This is a genomic window from Pelagibacterium flavum (genome assembly GCF_025854335.1).
GTDB lineage: Bacteria > Pseudomonadota > Alphaproteobacteria > Rhizobiales > Devosiaceae > Pelagibacterium > Pelagibacterium flavum.
In genome coordinates this window covers 2,970,663-2,986,260 of record NZ_CP107716.1, presented here as the reverse complement: position 1 = coordinate 2,986,260, position 15,598 = coordinate 2,970,663, and the positions used below count along the sequence as shown (strand labels likewise).

16 protein-coding genes are annotated in these 15,598 nt (G+C 63.4%); 4 read left to right on the top strand and 12 right to left on the bottom strand.

Annotated features, from left to right (window positions below):
* Nucleotides 1-133: 133 nt before the first annotated feature.
* On the bottom strand, nucleotides 134-1,000 hold the full coding sequence (locus tag OF122_RS15020; RefSeq protein WP_264225002.1) for an alpha/beta fold hydrolase: 867 nt from the start codon (nucleotides 998-1,000) through the stop codon (nucleotides 134-136).
* A 68-nt stretch (nucleotides 1,001-1,068) separates the two neighbouring features.
* Here OF122_RS15020 and OF122_RS15015 point away from each other — a divergent pair, with 68 nt between their 5' ends.
* Together OF122_RS15015 and dmeF are read left to right on the top strand one after the other, a co-directional pair.
* Nucleotides 1,069-1,341 (top strand): metal/formaldehyde-sensitive transcriptional repressor, encoded by a 273-nt coding sequence (locus OF122_RS15015; RefSeq protein WP_264225001.1) that lies wholly within the window; start codon nucleotides 1,069-1,071, stop codon nucleotides 1,339-1,341.
* 26 nt (nucleotides 1,342-1,367) lie between these two features.
* A complete protein-coding gene (dmeF, locus tag OF122_RS15010; protein ID WP_264225000.1) occupies nucleotides 1,368-2,348 on the top strand; it encodes a CDF family Co(II)/Ni(II) efflux transporter DmeF in 981 nt (326 codons plus the stop codon).
* A 12-nt stretch (nucleotides 2,349-2,360) separates the two neighbouring features.
* Here dmeF and ilvA read toward each other — a convergent pair whose 3' ends face one another.
* A complete protein-coding gene (gene ilvA, locus OF122_RS15005; RefSeq protein WP_264224999.1) occupies nucleotides 2,361-3,875 on the bottom strand; it encodes a threonine ammonia-lyase, biosynthetic in 1,515 nt (504 codons plus the stop codon).
* Nucleotides 3,876-4,207: 332 nt separating this feature from the next.
* Here ilvA and OF122_RS15000 point away from each other — a divergent pair, with 332 nt between their 5' ends.
* Complete coding sequence (locus OF122_RS15000) at nucleotides 4,208-4,693, top strand: TlpA family protein disulfide reductase (protein ID WP_264224998.1); 486 nt, start codon at nucleotides 4,208-4,210, stop codon at nucleotides 4,691-4,693.
* A gap of 120 nt (nucleotides 4,694-4,813) precedes the next feature.
* Here the strand turns inward: OF122_RS15000 and OF122_RS14995 are convergent, their stop codons facing one another.
* Both OF122_RS14995 and OF122_RS14990 read right to left on the bottom strand, forming a co-directional pair.
* On the bottom strand, nucleotides 4,814-5,020 hold the full coding sequence (locus tag OF122_RS14995) for a hypothetical protein (protein ID WP_264224997.1): 207 nt from the start codon (nucleotides 5,018-5,020) through the stop codon (nucleotides 4,814-4,816).
* A gap of 105 nt (nucleotides 5,021-5,125) precedes the next feature.
* Nucleotides 5,126-5,539: a winged helix-turn-helix transcriptional regulator gene (locus OF122_RS14990; RefSeq protein WP_264224996.1), complete on the bottom strand. Its 414-nt coding sequence runs from the start codon at nucleotides 5,537-5,539 to the stop codon at nucleotides 5,126-5,128.
* Between the two features lie 57 nt (nucleotides 5,540-5,596).
* Between OF122_RS14990 and OF122_RS14985 the strand changes: the two genes are divergently transcribed.
* Nucleotides 5,597-5,929: a nuclear transport factor 2 family protein gene (locus OF122_RS14985; RefSeq protein WP_264224995.1), complete on the top strand. Its 333-nt coding sequence runs from the start codon at nucleotides 5,597-5,599 to the stop codon at nucleotides 5,927-5,929.
* A gap of 28 nt (nucleotides 5,930-5,957) precedes the next feature.
* On the opposite strand, the gene OF122_RS14980 is transcribed toward OF122_RS14985, so the two are convergent.
* The 8 genes from OF122_RS14980 to OF122_RS14945 form a co-directional block, all read right to left on the bottom strand.
* A complete protein-coding gene (locus OF122_RS14980) occupies nucleotides 5,958-6,470 on the bottom strand; it encodes a copper chaperone PCu(A)C (protein ID WP_264224994.1) in 513 nt (170 codons plus the stop codon).
* Between the two features lie 28 nt (nucleotides 6,471-6,498).
* Nucleotides 6,499-7,827, bottom strand: coding sequence for an FtsX-like permease family protein (locus tag OF122_RS14975; RefSeq protein ID WP_264224993.1), 1,329 nt, complete (start codon nucleotides 7,825-7,827; stop codon nucleotides 6,499-6,501).
* Nucleotides 7,824-8,504, bottom strand: a complete 681-nt coding sequence (locus OF122_RS14970; RefSeq protein ID WP_264224992.1) for an ABC transporter ATP-binding protein — start codon at nucleotides 8,502-8,504, stop codon at nucleotides 7,824-7,826. The genes OF122_RS14975 and OF122_RS14970 overlap by 4 nt, the downstream gene beginning before the upstream one ends.
* 139 nt (nucleotides 8,505-8,643) lie before the next feature.
* Nucleotides 8,644-9,081, bottom strand: a complete 438-nt coding sequence (locus OF122_RS14965; protein ID WP_264224991.1) for a hypothetical protein — start codon at nucleotides 9,079-9,081, stop codon at nucleotides 8,644-8,646.
* A 118-nt stretch (nucleotides 9,082-9,199) separates the two neighbouring features.
* Nucleotides 9,200-10,678 (bottom strand): alkaline phosphatase, encoded by a 1,479-nt coding sequence (locus OF122_RS14960; RefSeq protein WP_264224990.1) that lies wholly within the window; start codon nucleotides 10,676-10,678, stop codon nucleotides 9,200-9,202.
* A gap of 110 nt (nucleotides 10,679-10,788) precedes the next feature.
* On the bottom strand, nucleotides 10,789-11,586 hold the full coding sequence (locus OF122_RS14955; RefSeq protein WP_264224989.1) for an ion transporter: 798 nt from the start codon (nucleotides 11,584-11,586) through the stop codon (nucleotides 10,789-10,791).
* 204 nt (nucleotides 11,587-11,790) lie between these two features.
* Nucleotides 11,791-14,424 carry an outer membrane protein assembly factor BamB family protein gene (locus OF122_RS14950; RefSeq protein WP_264224988.1) on the bottom strand — a complete coding sequence of 878 codons (2,634 nt, stop codon included), beginning with the start codon at nucleotides 14,422-14,424 and terminating at the stop codon, nucleotides 11,791-11,793.
* Nucleotides 14,425-14,512: 88 nt separating this feature from the next.
* Entirely contained in the window at nucleotides 14,513-15,499 is a 987-nt protein-coding gene (locus OF122_RS14945) for a peptidoglycan DD-metalloendopeptidase family protein (protein WP_264224987.1), read from the bottom strand.
* Nucleotides 15,500-15,598: the final 99 nt, after the last annotated feature.

Here is a 15,598-nt window from a genome sequence, read left to right as displayed (position 1 = left end):
GTTCTTCTCCATCGACGTCATCCCGGGCGCAGACCCGGGATCCAGCAACCAGCGGGGTTTGCGGTTCTGTCTCTGGCGTTGAGCGTACCGGGCCCCGGCGCAAGGCCGGGGTGACAAAGGGGGCAGGGAGAGGCTAGGCCAGGGCCTCAAGGACCGCCTTGGCGGTCTCGTCGGGGTATTCCTCGTAAAATGACAGCTTGCCCTGCGGCAGGACACTGGCGCCGACGCCGGGCAATTGCGCCAGGGCCGCCATTTCCGCCTTGGATTTACGCGGCGTGTGTTCGCCGTAAATCAGGGCAACGGTGCCCGGTACGCGGCGAGCGGCGTCGAGCCAGTCCTCGCGGGTCTCGAAGGGGTCGAGCTCGCCGGCCACGAAGCGGAACGAACCGTGGCGGGCGCCGGGCGCTTCGGTGACCTTGCGCTTTTCCGCCATCCGCTCCGACGTGACCCACGCCGGGTCCGAATAGACATGGCCGCGCGTCATCATGCCGATGACCGGACCATTGACGTTGAGCCGGTAGAGTGCCGCGCCGGCTATGGGGATATCGACGGCCCTGGCCAGAAATTTGAAGAGTGCCATGCGCTTGCCTGTCATTGTGGGTAGCGGCCCGCGCCATGTTGGGGCCAGAAGGCAGAGCTGGCCGGTGCTCGAGGGCGCGGCGGTGGCCTGCGCGAGGGCGTATCCGGCGGCGTGGCCGGCTGCGATGGTGGCGAAAGGGTGAGCGATTTCGGTCAGAACGAACCGCAGGAAATCGCGATAGAGGCTCGGCCGCCAATCGATCCTGGGACGGGGCAGATCGCCAAAGCCGGGCCAGTCGATGGCCAGTGTGGCGTAATGGGCGGCGAGCCGTTGCTGCAGCGGCCGCATCTCGTGCCGGGTGGAAATCGAACTGAGCGCGGGGAGCAAAAGGAGTTGCGGCCCGGAACCGGCGCGCGTCAGCCCGATTGTGACGGGCTTTCCGTCGGCCGTCCACTCGATCCGGTCTTCAGTCCATTCCACGGCTTCACCATTGCGCCCAATTATAATATAGTCCCCTATACTATATTGAAATCGGGTTTGCCATCGCCATGTCTCACACCATCCGCAACAAAGAGAAGCTGACGGCCAGGGTGCGCCGGCTCAAGGGCCAGATCGAGGGGATCGAGCGCGCGCTGGAAGCTGAAAAGCCCTGCGCGGAAATTCTGCGCCAACTCGCTTCGGCACGCGGGGCGATGAGCGGACTGACCGCCGAGGTGATGGAGGACCATCTGCGCGAGCATGTGCTGAAACCCCAGACCGACGCGCTGCGCGATGCGGGCGGCCAGGAACTGATCGAAATCATCCGAACCTATATGAAATAGGCCGGTTTACCGGCGGGAGTTTCCCCATGTCAGCAATCGATGTTTCGGCCCACACCCATGGGCACAATTTTCTCGGCAGCGACCATCGGCGCAACGAGGGGCGCGTCTGGCTGGTCATAGGTCTGACCGCCGCGATGATGGTGGCCGAAATCGGTGCCGGGGCGATCTATGGCTCGATGGCGCTGATTGCCGATGGCTGGCACATGTCCACCCATGCCGGGGCGATGCTGATTACCGCGCTGACCTATCTCTATGCCCGCCGCCACGCCGCCGACCCGCGCTTCACCTTCGGAACCGGCAAGCTCGGAGACCTCGGGGCTTTCGCCAGTGCCATCATTCTGGCGCTGGTCGCGCTGCTGATCGGCTGGGAGAGCCTGACGCGGCTGGCCAATCCGGTGGCGATCAGCTTTGAACAGGCCATCGCCGTTGCCTGTCTGGGGCTGGTGGTCAATCTGGTCTGCGCATGGCTGCTCAGGGACGACCATTCCCACCATCACGGGCATGGGCACGCCCATCATCACCACGACGATGACGGCGCGCACGGCCACAGCCATGACGGTCGTCATAATCACGCGCGCGACAACAATCTCCGCGCTGCCTATCTGCACGTTCTAGCCGATGCGCTGACCTCGATCCTGGCCATCGCGGCGCTGCTGGCGGGCCGCAGCTATGGTTGGAACTGGGCCGATCCGGCCATGGGCGTTGTCGGCGCGCTGGTGATTGCCCGCTGGTCATGGGGCCTGATCCGCGATTCCGGCGGTGTTCTGCTCGACCGGACGCCCGACAGCGATGATCTGCCGGGACAAATCCGCTCGGCCCTCGAAACCGAGATCGACCGGATTGCCGATTTGCATGTCTGGCAGGTGGGGCCGGGCCATCACGCGGCTATCGTCTCGCTGGTGTCGAGCGAGCCTCGACAGCCCTCGGCTTACAAATCGCGTCTCGCAAAGATCGGCAGACTCTCGCACGTTACCGTCGAGGTGGATGGCGTGAACGCGGGTGCATGAGCCTGCGCCGCTTTACGCCGGTGCGAGGAACATCGCATAGGCCGGGTTGCCGCTTTCGTCCCAATGGGCGTAGCCCAGCGTATCGAGATAGGTTTCAAACACGTCCCGCTCGGCGGGCGGAACCTGGATGCCGATGAGGATGCGGCCATAGTCCGAGCCGTGATTGCGGTAGTGGAACAGGGAAATATTCCAGTCGGGCGCCAGGCCCTCGAGGAATTTGAGCAGCGCGCCGGGCCGTTCGGGAAATTCAAAGCGGTAGAGCAATTCGTTTCTCAAGCCCTCGACGCGGCCGCCGACCATGTAGCGGATGTGCAGCTTGGCGACCTCATTGTCGCTCAGATCGAGAACCGTGTGCCCGTGTTCACGCAGCATGGCGATGATCTCGGCCTTTTCCGCATCGCCGCGCTTGAGCCCGATGCCGACAAAGATGTTCGCCGAATTGCCCGGCGCGATGCGGTAGTTGAATTCGGTGATGGCGCGGGCGCCCAAAAGACCGATAAAGGCGCGGTAGGCGCCGGGTTTTTCGGGGATCGTGACAGCCAGAACCGCTTCGGCGCGCTCACCCAACTCGGCCCGTTCGGCGACGTGGCGCAGACGGTCGAAATTGATGTTGGCGCCCGAGCAGATGGCGATGGCGGCGCCACGGGTTTGGAGCGTTGGAGCGTGCTTGCGCAGCCCGGCCAGCGATACGGCCCCCGCGGGTTCGGCGATGGCGCGCGTGTGTTCGAACACATCCTTGATGGCGGCGCAGATCTCGTCGGTCGAAACGGTGACGATGTCGTCGAGCGTGTCCTTGAGGATGTCGAAAGTGTGCTCGCCCGCCTGCTTGACGGCAACGCCATCGGCAAAGATGCCCACTTCATTCAGCGGCACGGGACGCCCGGCGGCCAGCGCGGCTTTCATCGAGGCGGCGTCTTCGGGTTCGACCCCGATCAGCTTGATGTCGGGGCGCAGGAATTTGGCGTAGGCCGCGACCCCGGCAGCCAGCCCGCCGCCGCCGATGGGCAGATAGATCGCCGCGATGGGGCCGCCATGCTGGCGCAGGATTTCGACCCCGATGGTGCCCTGGCCGGCGATGACCTGGGGGTCGTCATAGGGGTGGACGAAGGTGAGGTTTTCGGTTTCGCACAGGTCGAGTGCGTGAATGCGGGCGTCATCGAAACTGTCGCCCTTTATCACCACTTCGCCGCCCAGGCGCTTGACCGCCTCGACCTTGATCGAAGGTGTGGTGGTGGGCATGACGATGACCGCGCGCGTGCCCATGCGGGTGGCAGAGTAGGCCAGCCCCTGCGCATGATTGCCGGCAGAAGCGCAGATGACGCCTTTCTGGCGCTCGGCATCGGTGAGCGAGGCGAGCTTGTTGTAGGCGCCGCGCAGCTTGAAGGAAAAGACCGGCTGAAGATCTTCGCGCTTGAGAAAGACCGGGCGGGAGAGCTTGTCGGACAGCGGCCCCATCCTCTCGAGCGGGGTTTCGACCGCAACGTCATAGACCGAGGAGGACAGGATGGAGCGGATGATCTCTTGCATGACAAAGCCTTCGGACGCGTCTTGTCCCCGACATAGCGCCGATGGGCGTGTGTGTCACTTGGGTGTCGTGGGAAAGGGGTAGGGCGACTGGGCGAGACGTTGCGGGAATAACTGCCGGGTGGGGCGCTGAGAGGCCCTTAGATGGACCCCGGGAACAAGTCCTGGGGTGACATGTTGGGGTATGGAGATGGTATTGCTTCAAACTCACTCTGTCATTCCGGGACTTGTTCCCGGAATCCAGCGGCGATGGCCACAGGCACGGCATCGATGGGCTGGATGAGGCGCATATTGAGATCGGCGCGAAAACATTGGTCGGAACAGAAGGTGTTGCGATGAGGATTGCCCGAAATTTGCTGATTGCCGCTCTGCTCGTGCCCGGCGTTGCATCCGGACAGGCGACAGCAGCCGATCTGTCGACCATCACCGTGCGCGATGCGGCGGGGGAGACGACGGCGCTGTCCGATCTGGTAGGCGGGCCGACGATCGTCCATTTCTGGGCGACCTGGTGTGCGCCGTGCCTTGAGGAATTGCCGCAACTCGATGCGTTTGCGCAGGGGCTGGAGCCGGGCGAACTGGTTGTGGTTTCGGTCGATACCGCCGGATATGAGCGGATTACCGATTATCTCGGCGATCTGGGGGTGGGGCTGGAGAGTTACCAGCAGATCGAGGGGAATGTGGGGAGCGTGTTCGGGATTTTGGGATATCCGAGCACGCTTGTTGTCGATGACGGCGGAGAGATCGTTTTCCGGCGGCAGGGGGCGGTCCAGTGGTCAGACGCGGATACCGCCGCCGAAATGATGGCGTTAATCGAGCCCTAGAGCCAAGGATTTGATTGAATCAAATCCTTGGCTCTAAGCCCTTGTTTTGTCGCGTGTCCGAACCGCAAAACCGTTTCCACTTTTGCTGGACACGCTCTAAGAGCGCGTCCAGTACAAGGTTCAGGAATCGCCGCCGGAATTGTGCTGGCGGTCTTCCTGGTTCATGCCGTGGCGGCTGACGGCGTACTCGCTGTCGCGAGCGTCCTTGTCGCGCGGGGCGCGGCTGTGGGACTGTTCGGGGTGGCGGTCGACCTCGCCGGGTTTGGGCACGTCGGATTTGTGCTCGAGATTTCTTTCGAACTGCTCGTGGGTTTTCTTGCCTTGCATGGCGCGAACTCCTTTGTTGAGGTTCGGTGTGCAAGGGAAAACGGCCAGCTGCTGTTTCGTTGCAGGCGGCCAGCCTGGGTTAACGGGCGCGTGTTCGGGCCAAGCTTAACCCTCTTGCGGAGGATCGCTCGATATCAGCGCGTCACGCACAGGCTCGGGTGCGGCTTCGGCCCAGACGAGCAGCGCGTCGAGCGCCGGGCAGAGCGCCTGGCCCCATTCGTTCAGGTGGTATTCGACCTTGGGCGGAACCTGATGATGGACGATGCGGGCGACGACCCCGTCTTCTTCGAGCCGGCGGAGCTGCTGAATGAGCATCTTCTGCGAAATGCCGGGAATGGCGCGCTCGAGTTCGGAAAAGCGGCGGCGCTGGCCGCCGAACAACTGGAACAGGATGACCAGCTTCCAGCGGCCTTCGACGATCCGGAGCGTGTTCTGGACGCTCTGGGCGCCGCTGAGCGCGGAATAGGAATAACGCTTACCTTTCGGTAAGTACCCTACTTTTTCGTCTGCACTTGTCATCGAGGCAGGTTAGAGCCATCTTCAGTTTCCCGCAACACAGATCTGCCAGGAGATAAAATGATCGTCGATCTGCCCGCCCCCATTGCCGCCTATCTCGCCGCTGGCCGGAGGCTGGATGCCGACGGCATGGTCGCCGCCTTTGCCGAGGATGCCGTGGTCGACGATTCAGGCGACGGGCATCATCCGCAGGGCAAGGCGGAAATCCGGGAATGGATCGAAAACGCCACTATCGCGGTGCGGGCGGTAATCTCCCCCGTTTCGGCGCGCGAGGAGGCGGGAACCTGGATACTCGAGGGCCCGGTGGCCGGCGATTTCCCCGGCAGTCCGGTCAAGCTGACGTTTTCGTTCACCCTCAATGGGGACGCGATCACCAGGCTGAAAATCCGGTGATCGCCGAATTTTTCCGGCCGGTTGCCGCTCAGTGATTGTGGCCGGCGTGGCTGTGCTGGGTGGCGGTGGCGGATTCGATTTCGACTTCGAGGTCGAGATGGAAGATCTCAAATTCCAGTTCGAGATCGAAATGTTCGCCCTCGGCGAGGGGGCCGGTGAGGCCGGAAAGGGCGATGGCGAGGCCGTTGGGGGCAAAGACCATATCGGCGCCGGCCGGGATGGGCAGGGCGGGGATGGCAGTGTAGCTGAGCTCGCCGCCAGTGTTTTCCAGCCCGACGATTTCCGCTGACGCGGCGATTTCGGTTTCGGCGCCAATGAGGGTCACGAGCGCGTCCGAGCCGTTCTCGATATCGACATAGACCAGAGCGGTTGAAGCGTCGGTGGCGTTGGCCCAGGCGTGGACGGCGCGGATGCCATTGGCTTCGGAGACGTGCTCGTCCTCCTCCTGCGCGTGCTCTTCGTGATGCTCGTCGGAATGGTCATCCTGCGCGAAGGTCGGGCTTGCGACAAGGGCGAGGGAAAAGAGGGCGGCGCGGATCATGATCGTGCTCCAGTGCAAATGTTATATCTTAACTGCGCAGATCGGTAACGACGGGACGTGACAGAGCGATGAACGCCGGGAGCAGCGCAAGGATGACCGTGAGGCTGACGAAGGCGGCAACCAGATGGAATTCGGGCCAGCCGAGCGTGGCGTTGACGAGGATGTCGGTGCGCTCGGTGACAATTCGGGAAATGATGGCCGAGGCGCCATAGCCCACAGCGACGCCCCCAATGGCGCCCAGGACGATCAGCGTGGCCGCGTAGGACCAGACCACCGAAAAGACGAACCGGGCCGGGGCGCCGAGCGCGCGCAAAAGGGCGAGGCGCCGGGCGAACAGGCGCGTGAGGATGACGAGCCCGGTCAGAACGCCCGCGGTGACGAGGATTTGCGTCACGACCGCCATGACACTCATCACCTGGCGCACATCGCCCATAAGGCTGTGAAGGCTGGCAAGGACCGCGCCGGGGAAGAACGCCATGGTTTCGGCAGTGGTGAACTGGGCGCGCAGGGCGTAATTGGCGTAGAGCTGTTCGGCGGAGACCAGGATGGCCGGGGTGCCGGGGAAATAGGCCGGATCGAAGGGCGGGCCGAGTTGATCGGCGTTTTGCGGGGCGTGGCCATTGGCAAGGCCATGGATTTCCCAGACCGCTTCGACCGGCACGATGATGGCGCGATCCCAGGGGCTGCCGGTGGGGGCCATGCGACCCGATACGGTGTATTGAAAACTTGCGTGGGCATCGTCTTCGGCCACCTCGCCAACGCCATGGGCGGGGGAGAAATTTTCGCCAATCGAAAGATCAACGCGCGAGCCGATGACCGCATCGGTGTGGGTGGCAAACATTTCGCCCTCGGCCAGCGTATCGGACATGTGGGTGACGAACTGGGCCGTCGAGCCGACGATGGGGAAGCTATTGTAGCTGTCGCCATAGGCGATGGGGGCGGCAAGCGACACGTCGGGCGCCGTGGCGACCCGATCGTAGATTTCGCCCGAGAGCAGGGGGACGTCCGAGGGCTGGAGATAGACAGCGGCGAACAGCATGGTGATTTCGCTGCCCGGCGCTGCGATGACCAGATCGAACGGATCGGCGGCGCGAGCGGTGCCCTGGCGCAAACCGCGCTCCTGGGCAATCAGGCCTACCCCGATGCCGACCGAAACGGCAATCAGGGTAACAAACAGCACATTGGTCCAGCGGAAGCGCCAGAGCATGGCGCGAACCAGCGCAAAGGGGCGAAAACCGAAAAGGACAAGGGCGCCGACGATAATGGCGGGCAAGAGCAGGACGATGAGCACGGTCATGTCCTGCCAGACAACCGGCATCCACTCGATGGCGCGGAACAGCGGGGCGAGGGGGTTCATGGCTGGGCCTCGTCGGAAACGATGCGGCCATCGAAGATTTCGATCACCCGGTCCATGCGGGAATGGACGGCGGGATCGTGGCTGACGGCGATCAGGGTCTTGCCCTCGTCGCGGGCGAGGGTGACCAGATCGTTTATCAGTGCATCTGCGGTCTTGCGGTCGAGGCTGGCGGTGGGTTCGTCGGCGAGGATGATTTCGGGGTTTGCCGCAAGGGCGCGGGCAATGGCGACGCGCTGGCGCTCGCCTCCCGAAAAGCTCTCGACGGTGCGCGCGCCATGGGTGATGCCGAGGCGGGCAAGGACCGATTGGGCGGTTTGGGCAATGCCCGATTGTCTGGCACGGGACGCATAGGCGCCGGGGAGGGCGGCGTTGGCGGCGGCGGACAGTTCCTCGAACAGCAGAAAGTCCTGAAACACCATGCCGACATGATGGCGGCGGAATTTGGCGCGCGCTTCAGCCGAAAGCGGCATCAGATCGGTTGCGTCCCAGGTGACGGCGCCTCTGGCGTTTTCGGCCAGCCCGGCAAGGGCGAAAAGAAAGGTCGATTTGCCCGCGCCCGAGGGGCCACGCACGCCAAGGCAGGTGCCGGGCGCCAGGGTGAAGGCGGGGACCGCGAGCAGGGTCCTTCCCGAGGGGGCGGTGACCGCAAGGTCTGTGATGGTAAGGCCGAGGGTCATGGACGTGCTGGGGGTGCCGAGGGGCCAGGGGCGTGGAGAGGCGTCATGATCGATTCCGGGCATAAGGCCCGGAATGACATCGGGTGGGGCTAGACGTTCGTGTCGTGTCCTGCAGAGAGCGGCGACCCGCTTGGTACGGTCAGGCGCGTTCCTGCACGGCATCGACAAGGCGAACGCGGGAGACGAAGCCCAATTCGGGATCGGTGTAGGTGCCCAACTCGAGCGTGCCGCGCGTGATGATCTTGACGTTGAAGGGAATGGTATCGACCACCCGCTGGGCATAGACGGCCAGAATGTCGTTGGGCCATTCGGTTTCCGAAGAGCAGAACGGGCAGACGGCCATGGGGATATTGGTCAGAACGTAGAAATTGGAATCCGCCTTGAGCGGGGGCGCCATAAAGCCCTCGATGGCCACGCGTGCCCCCTCGTTTTCAAGCGCGAAGGGGGTAAAGCTCATGTCTTTTTCATAGAGCTCGCGCAGGCGCACTTGCGGTTCGGCGGCCACGGCACGGGTGACGATGAAGGGGGCGGCCAGAACGGCGCCGGACGCGGTGGCGAAAAATCCGCGTCGGTTCATGGGAAATCTCCTTTGCCTGGTGCGAAAATACTAGCAGGCAGCGGCCCCTGTTGTGTGACAGTGATATGAAAAGAGGGCCGGTGGACCGGCCCTCCCCAAAATTTGTGATCGGGACCGATTATTCGGCGGCGCCGAAGACAGCGTGGTTCATGACGTGGAAGATCATTTCCTGATCCATGGTGCCACCGAACAGGTGCGACCAGGGGCCAGTGGCCCAAAGGGCAACGTCAACGCCGGAGTGGGTTTCCGAACCCATCGGGATGAGCGCCTGCTGGAGGTAATCAGGATCCTGAGCTTCTTCCTGGGTCAGGTCGGGACGCGAACCGGCATAGGTGCCGTCTTCCTGTTCGACGAGAACCGAACCGGCGCCCTGTCCGAAGGTGACCACGGTGTAAGGCAGGCCATCGGCGGCCAGCACGGGCTCTCCCGAATGTTCGACCTGGCCCTTGGCCACGCCCATGCACAGACCGGTGATCGGCGTGCCACGGCCGCAATAGCCGTTGAAGACGATCGAATGTTCGTGGTCGGCGGTGACGATGATGAGCGTGTTTTCCGGGTCGGTCATTTCCTGAGCGGCACGGATGGCGTCCGAGAACGCCACGCCATCGGTGAAGGTGCGATGAGCGTTGCCCGCATGGCTGGCGTGATCGACGCGGCCAGCTTCGACTTCGAGGTAGAAGCCGTTTTCATTGCCGGAGAGCTGCTCGATCGCTGCCGTGGTCAGATCGGCCAGCGAGGGTTCGTCCTCGGGACGGTCATGTTCGTAGGACATGTGCGAGTTGGAGAACAGGCCCAGGATCGGCTGGCTGCGGTCTGCCGCAGCAAGGGTTTCGGCATCATAGACATACTGGATGCCAGAGGCGGTGGCGCGTTCGACGAGGTTGACATCGTCTTCACGGTTGCCGGTGCCTGTTTCCATCTCGACGCCTGCCGGAGCAAAGGCGCGGATGCCGCCGCCGAGCGCAACGTCGATCACGCCAGCTTCCATTTGTTCGATGAGCTGGGTCGCGATGTCGGTGCAGCCTTCCGGCGCGGAGCCTTCCCAGTTGCGGTTGGCAGTCTTGGCGTAAACGGCGGCCGGGGTGGCATGGGTAATGGACGCAGTGGAAACCGCGCCGACCGACATGCCGGCGTCCGAAGCCATCTCGGAGAACAGGCGCAGCGGGCTTTCGGTCGAGCAATCGTCGTGGATGACGGTATCGGCCATGTTGATGGTGTTGAAGACCTGCTTGACGCCGGTGTTCATCGCGCCGGCGGTCGGGGCGGAGTCCGGAGTCTGGGAGTTGATGTTGTAGGTCTTGATGATGGCCGAGTTGGGGAACAGGTCATGGGGCAGATCATATTCTTCGCCCAAAAATCCGTTCTGCTGGCCTTCATAGAGGCGAATGCCGTAGTTTGTATGGACACCCTGTCCATCGGCCACGAACAGGATGACGTTCATTGCCTTGTTGGTGTTGGGCTGCAGGTTGATGCGCTCAGCAAGAGCGTCCTGAGCCGCAGTGTAATAGTCGCTCCCGGCCTGGGGAAGATCCTGGGCGAGGGCGGTGGATGCGCAAAGCGCGATGGAAAGGGTAGACACTAGCGTCCGACGAAACATGGTTGCCTCCATGGGGTTTCGATCGGGGCGGACGCTATTTGTGTTGTGTGACGGTCAGGTCACCTGCGCATGACGGTTCGGTGACGGTGGATAAGTTCTGGCCGGGGCCGCTATTTTCCGCTCGTTTGCTCGCGGCGCAACTCGGCAACTTCGGCGCGCAGGGCGCGAACTTCGGCCAGAACCAGCTCGGTTTCGCTGCGCAATTCCTGGCGTTGGGTCGTGGCTTCGGAATCGTGTTCTTCCTGCATGGCCGACACGATCACACCGATGAACAGGTTGAGCACCGTCAAGGCGGTGGCGCCGATGAAGGGCACGAAAAGAAGCCAGGCGGAGGGGTGAACCTCCATGACCGGCCGCACAATGCCCATCGACCAGCTTTCCAGCGTCATCACCTGGAACAGGGTGTAGAACGAAGCTGGGATCGAGCCGAACCATTGGGGGAATGTGGCGCCGTAGAGCTTGGTCGCCATGACGGCAAAGACGTAAAACACCAGCATGAGCAAGACAAAGATCGAGGCGATGCCGGGCAGGGACGCAACCAGCCCGCCAATGACCTTGCGCAGCGATGGCACCACCGAAATCAGCCGCAAGACCCGCAGGATGCGCAGGGCGCGCAAAACGGTGAAGGGGCCCGAGGCGGGAATGAGCGCGATGGCGACGATGGCAAAATCAAAGATCGACCACGGATCGCGGAAGAATTTGAACCCGTGCGCGTAGAGCTGCAGCGCGATTTCAACGACAAAGATCGCCAGGATGATCGAGTCGAGCGCGACGAGCGCCGGGCCGATGGCCGCCATGACCTCCGGGGACGTTTCGAGCCCCAGCGTGATGGCATTGATAACGATCACCGTGATGATGAACTGCTCCCAGCGGCGGGAGGAGAGCAAGAGGGCAAGCTGGCCACGCATCCTGGGCACACGATCCTGAAGTGATTTCGGCGCGGCAAGCCAAATCGGATTTGATGGGGGTGGTCAAGGGGCGATGATGGCGCAGCAAGGCGGACGCCGGGGCCGAGTACACTCAGCGCCGGAGATGGAACCGCCGACGCTGGCGGCTACTGGATCCCGGGCCGAGCCCGGGATGACCAAGGTGGGAGGGCTAGCCTTGTCCTCCTAATCGCCGGTGGCGCCTTCGACCGCCTGGACGGTCTCGGGCAGGGCCCAGGCGATGACGGCGTCCGAGACCGGGGTTTCCATGAAGTGGTGGCCGCCCGGCGCGATGACCAGGAACTGGCGGCCCGCGACTTCATAGATGATGGGCGTTGTCTGCCCGCCACCGGGCAGGGTGTCCTGCCAGACGGTTTCGCCGGTTTCGATATCGATGGCCCGGATGAGATCATCGGTTGTCGCGGCGATGAAGATCAGGCCGCTGGCCGTAACGATCGGGCCGCCATTGTTGGGCGTGCCGATAGGGATGGGCAACATCGAGGGGATACCCCAGGGACCGTTCTTGCGGGCGCTACCGAAAGGTTTGTCCCAGAGCGTTTCCCCGGTTTCCAGATCGATGGCCCGGATGCCGCCATAGGGCGGCTCGCTGCACAAAAGCCCCGTCGACTGGCGCCAGCCGGCATTGACCGCGATGGCGTAGGGCGAACCGAGCTGTGGTCCCGGACCTTCCGCGCCGCGCTCCCATTCGGGCTCGAAAATGGCGCGAACGCCCATCTCGTCGGCCTCTTCACGCGGGATCAGGCGGTTGTAATTGGGCATGTTGTTGTAATTGGCGATCATGATGCCGCGCTCTTCGTCGACGGCCAGCGATCCCCAATCCTGCCCGCCATTATAGCCCGGATACTGGATCCAGCGCTGATCGGAGGTGGGCGGGGTGTAGATGCCCTCGTAATGGGCCTGGCGGAACTGGATGCGGCACCAGAGCTGATCGAGCGGTGTCATGCCCCACATGTCTTTTTCTTCAAGCGGCTCGAAGGCGAGCGTGTGGTAGGTCGAAAAGGGCTGGGTGGGCGAGAGATAGTCGGGTTCGACCCCGCCCTGGGGCACTTCGCGTTCCTCGGGGGCAAAGAGCGGCTCGCCGGTTTCGCGGTCGAGGATGTAGATGTCGCCCTGCTTGGTGGAAACGATGATGGCGGGAACACTGCCCTCGCCGGTGGGGAAATCGACCAGCGCGGGCTGGCTTCCCAGATCATAGTCCCAGACGTCGTTATGGACGGTCTGGAAGTGCCAGACGTCATCGCCCGTGGTTGCATCGACCGCGACGATCGAGGTGGCGTATTCGTTTTCCAGCTCCGAGCGGTTCGAGCCGTAATAATCGACGGCCGAATTGCCCAGGGGCAGATACACCAGCCCCAGTTCCTCGTCGGCTGCCGCGATGGTCCACATGTTGGGCGTGCCGCGCGAATAGGTTTCCCCTTCGGGAGGCGCGGTGCGGCTGTCGGGATTTTCCAGATCCCAGGCCCAGGCGAGTTCGCCCGTAACCGCATCATAGCCGCGCACGACGCCCGAGGGAGCGTCTTCGGCCTGGCCGTCATTGACCTGGGCGCCCATCACCGCGATGCCCCGAACGATTGTGGGGGGCGAAGTGACCGCGTACCAGCCGGGCACCGTGTCACCCAGACCCTCTTCGAGATAGACCTCACCGGCCAGGCCGAAATCGGGGCAGGGCTGTCCCGTGCGCGCGTCGACGGCGAGCAGGCGGGCGTCGAGCGTGCCCCACAGGATGCGCGTGGCGCAGATGGCATCGGGATCGGCGTCCGGGACCTCGAAATAGGCGGCGCCACGGCAGGTTGCGCCGTAGGGAATGGCATCGGTGGGGACTTCAGGATCGTAGCGCCATTCCTCAAGGCCGGTCGCGGCGTCGATGGCGACCATGATGCCCATGGCGGTGCAGTGATAGAGATCGTCGCCCACCTTGAGCGGGGTGTTTTCGGGCGAATAGCTGGAGGCATCGCCCTCGGGCAGATCGCCCGAATGGAATTCCCAGACGCGGGTCAGTTCTCCGACATTGTCGGGGGTGATCTGATCGAGGGGGGAATAGCGGGTGCCGTGATAGGTGCCGCCATAGGCGGGCCAGTTTTCACCGACCTCCATCGTGGCGAGGGGCGCGCGCGCTTCAACGCCGGTGGGCGTGGTATCGCCCGTGGCTTCCTCGCCCGTTTCCGGCGCCGCAGGGGCTTCGGGTGACGGCGGCGCGGCACCTTGGACCGGAGCCGCTTCATCGGTTTCGATGGTCGGCGCCTGGCCTTCCGGGACTTCGCCGGGTTCCTCGGGCAGAATTTCGGTCACCGGAGCTTCGGTTTCTTCCACCGGTGCGGCCTCATCGGCCGCGGGGGCGTCCTGGGCTATGGCGGTGCCCTGCTGGGAAATCGTGAGGACCGAGAGCGAGCCGGCCAGTGCCAATCCGCCCGCAATGGCCGCGGCTGCGGTGCTGGCGGGGCGGGCGAAGCGTCCGCGCAGCGCGGGAATGGTGGCAAGGACCAGAACGAGCACCACGGTGGGCGCCACGAGGCGCGGCACCTGTGCCCATCCGTCAAACCCCGCCTCCCAGAGCGCCCAGACAACGGTGCCCGCAAAGGTCACCAGATAAACCCACACGGCGAGCATGGAGCGTCGGAAGAGAAAGAATGCGGTGATGAGAAGACCGATACCGGCGAGAATGTAGTACCAGGACCCGCCGAGCGCAGCGAGCCAGACGCCGCCGGCGAGAATGGGAACTCCGAAAATTGCGATGATGGCGCCAATGACCATTGCGGCCCAAAAGCCAAAGCCGCGGCGCGCGCGATGCGTGTCGTCCATGATGCTCTCCCGGTGCGATTGCCTCTCAGGACACAACACAGCCCGGCGGGATCGGGTTCCTAAATTCTCCCAAGTGGTTTTTTCCCTCTCAGGACGCGGCAGGAGCAACCGTCTGGCCGCGCACAGGTTCTCCGCGCACCACGGGTTCACCATCTGCAATGTAGTTCTGGAACTGGGCGGGAAGGCCCTCGCCATCTCTCAGATCAGGCGTGGTCTGGAGGTGGAAATGCAGGTGCGGTTCGGACGTGTTGCCCGAGTTCCCGCACAACCCCAACACATCGCCCGACGATACATCCTGGCCGCGCTGCACGGTGATCGAGCCTTGCTGCATATGGGCCAGGAAGGCGAACTCGCCTTTTGCCAGTGCCAGGATCACATGATTGCCGGCGGGATTTTCCGCATCGGTTTGCCCGATCGGCTGGTCAGGGAGATCATTGACCATGGCGATGACCTGACCGTCGGCGGGCGCGAGAATGTCGCGGCCCCAGCAATGGTAGTTTTCCAGCTGTTGGGGATCGCCCGTGTAGGACTGGCCGTCCTCATGGACCACGAAATCATAGGCAAAGCGCTGGGCAGGATCGGTGGCGTGGTAATTGTCGGCGATGTCGCGCCCGCCCCAGAAGACGTGCCATTCATCCCTAAAGGGCAGCCGCAGATCGGATCTGGTTTCATAGTCGAAATAGGCCGAAGGAGCGGCCTCGGGCTGGGGCTGGATGAAAAAGCCCGCGATCATGCCATCGGGGGCAAACGCCCATTCCATGACAATGGGGGTGTCGAGCGCAGACCACTCGCCAATACGTGTGTAAACGGCAAGTTCGCCCTGGGCGGTCGCCTCTTCGTCGAGGATCGCGGTTTCTTCGCCCAGATCGGTGGTGATCTGCTGGTGGAAGGCGGAAAGATCCTCGAGCGAACCGAGGGCTTCGTGCATTTGCGGCGTCATGTCGTTCCAGATCGCCTCGAGATCGCCGGACAGGAACGCTTCGGACCGTTCGCGGCCCATCTCCAGAGTTGCGTCCTGCGCGAAGGCGGGCAAGGCGAAAGCGGCAAGAAGGGCTGCGGGCAGGAGGCGGTTCATTGATGAAACTCCGGGCTATTGATCTCTCTCGCAAATCCGCGTCGGCGGCGCGATCTTACGGCGACGCTTTGAGGGGAGCGCGGCTGTTGAACGCGCCGG

Excerpts from the sequence above, each read along its gene's own strand:
- OF122_RS14960 (WP_264224990.1), bottom strand. The coding sequence starts at position 10,678 with ATGTTTCGTCGGACGCTAGTGTCTACCCTTTCCATCGCGCTTTGCGCA.
- ilvA (WP_264224999.1), bottom strand. The coding sequence starts at position 3,875 with ATGCAAGAGATCATCCGCTCCATCCTGTCCTCCTCGGTCTATGACGTT.
- OF122_RS15000 (WP_264224998.1), top strand. The coding sequence starts at position 4,208 with ATGAGGATTGCCCGAAATTTGCTGATTGCCGCTCTGCTCGTGCCCGGC.
- dmeF (WP_264225000.1), top strand. The coding sequence starts at position 1,368 with ATGTCAGCAATCGATGTTTCGGCCCACACCCATGGGCACAATTTTCTC.
- OF122_RS14980 (WP_264224994.1), bottom strand. The coding sequence starts at position 6,470 with ATGATCCGCGCCGCCCTCTTTTCCCTCGCCCTTGTCGCAAGCCCGACC.
- OF122_RS14975 (WP_264224993.1), bottom strand. The coding sequence starts at position 7,827 with ATGAACCCCCTCGCCCCGCTGTTCCGCGCCATCGAGTGGATGCCGGTT.
- OF122_RS14965 (WP_264224991.1), bottom strand. The coding sequence starts at position 9,081 with ATGAACCGACGCGGATTTTTCGCCACCGCGTCCGGCGCCGTTCTGGCC.
- OF122_RS14955 (WP_264224989.1), bottom strand. The coding sequence starts at position 11,586 with ATGCGTGGCCAGCTTGCCCTCTTGCTCTCCTCCCGCCGCTGGGAGCAG.
- OF122_RS14970 (WP_264224992.1), bottom strand. The coding sequence starts at position 8,504 with ATGACCCTCGGCCTTACCATCACAGACCTTGCGGTCACCGCCCCCTCG.
- OF122_RS14950 (WP_264224988.1), bottom strand. The coding sequence starts at position 14,424 with ATGGACGACACGCATCGCGCGCGCCGCGGCTTTGGCTTTTGGGCCGCA.
- OF122_RS15015 (WP_264225001.1), top strand. The coding sequence starts at position 1,069 with ATGTCTCACACCATCCGCAACAAAGAGAAGCTGACGGCCAGGGTGCGC.
- OF122_RS14945 (WP_264224987.1), bottom strand. The coding sequence starts at position 15,499 with ATGAACCGCCTCCTGCCCGCAGCCCTTCTTGCCGCTTTCGCCTTGCCC.
- OF122_RS14990 (WP_264224996.1), bottom strand. The coding sequence starts at position 5,539 with ATGACAAGTGCAGACGAAAAAGTAGGGTACTTACCGAAAGGTAAGCGT.
- OF122_RS14995 (WP_264224997.1), bottom strand. The coding sequence starts at position 5,020 with ATGCAAGGCAAGAAAACCCACGAGCAGTTCGAAAGAAATCTCGAGCAC.
- OF122_RS14985 (WP_264224995.1), top strand. The coding sequence starts at position 5,597 with ATGATCGTCGATCTGCCCGCCCCCATTGCCGCCTATCTCGCCGCTGGC.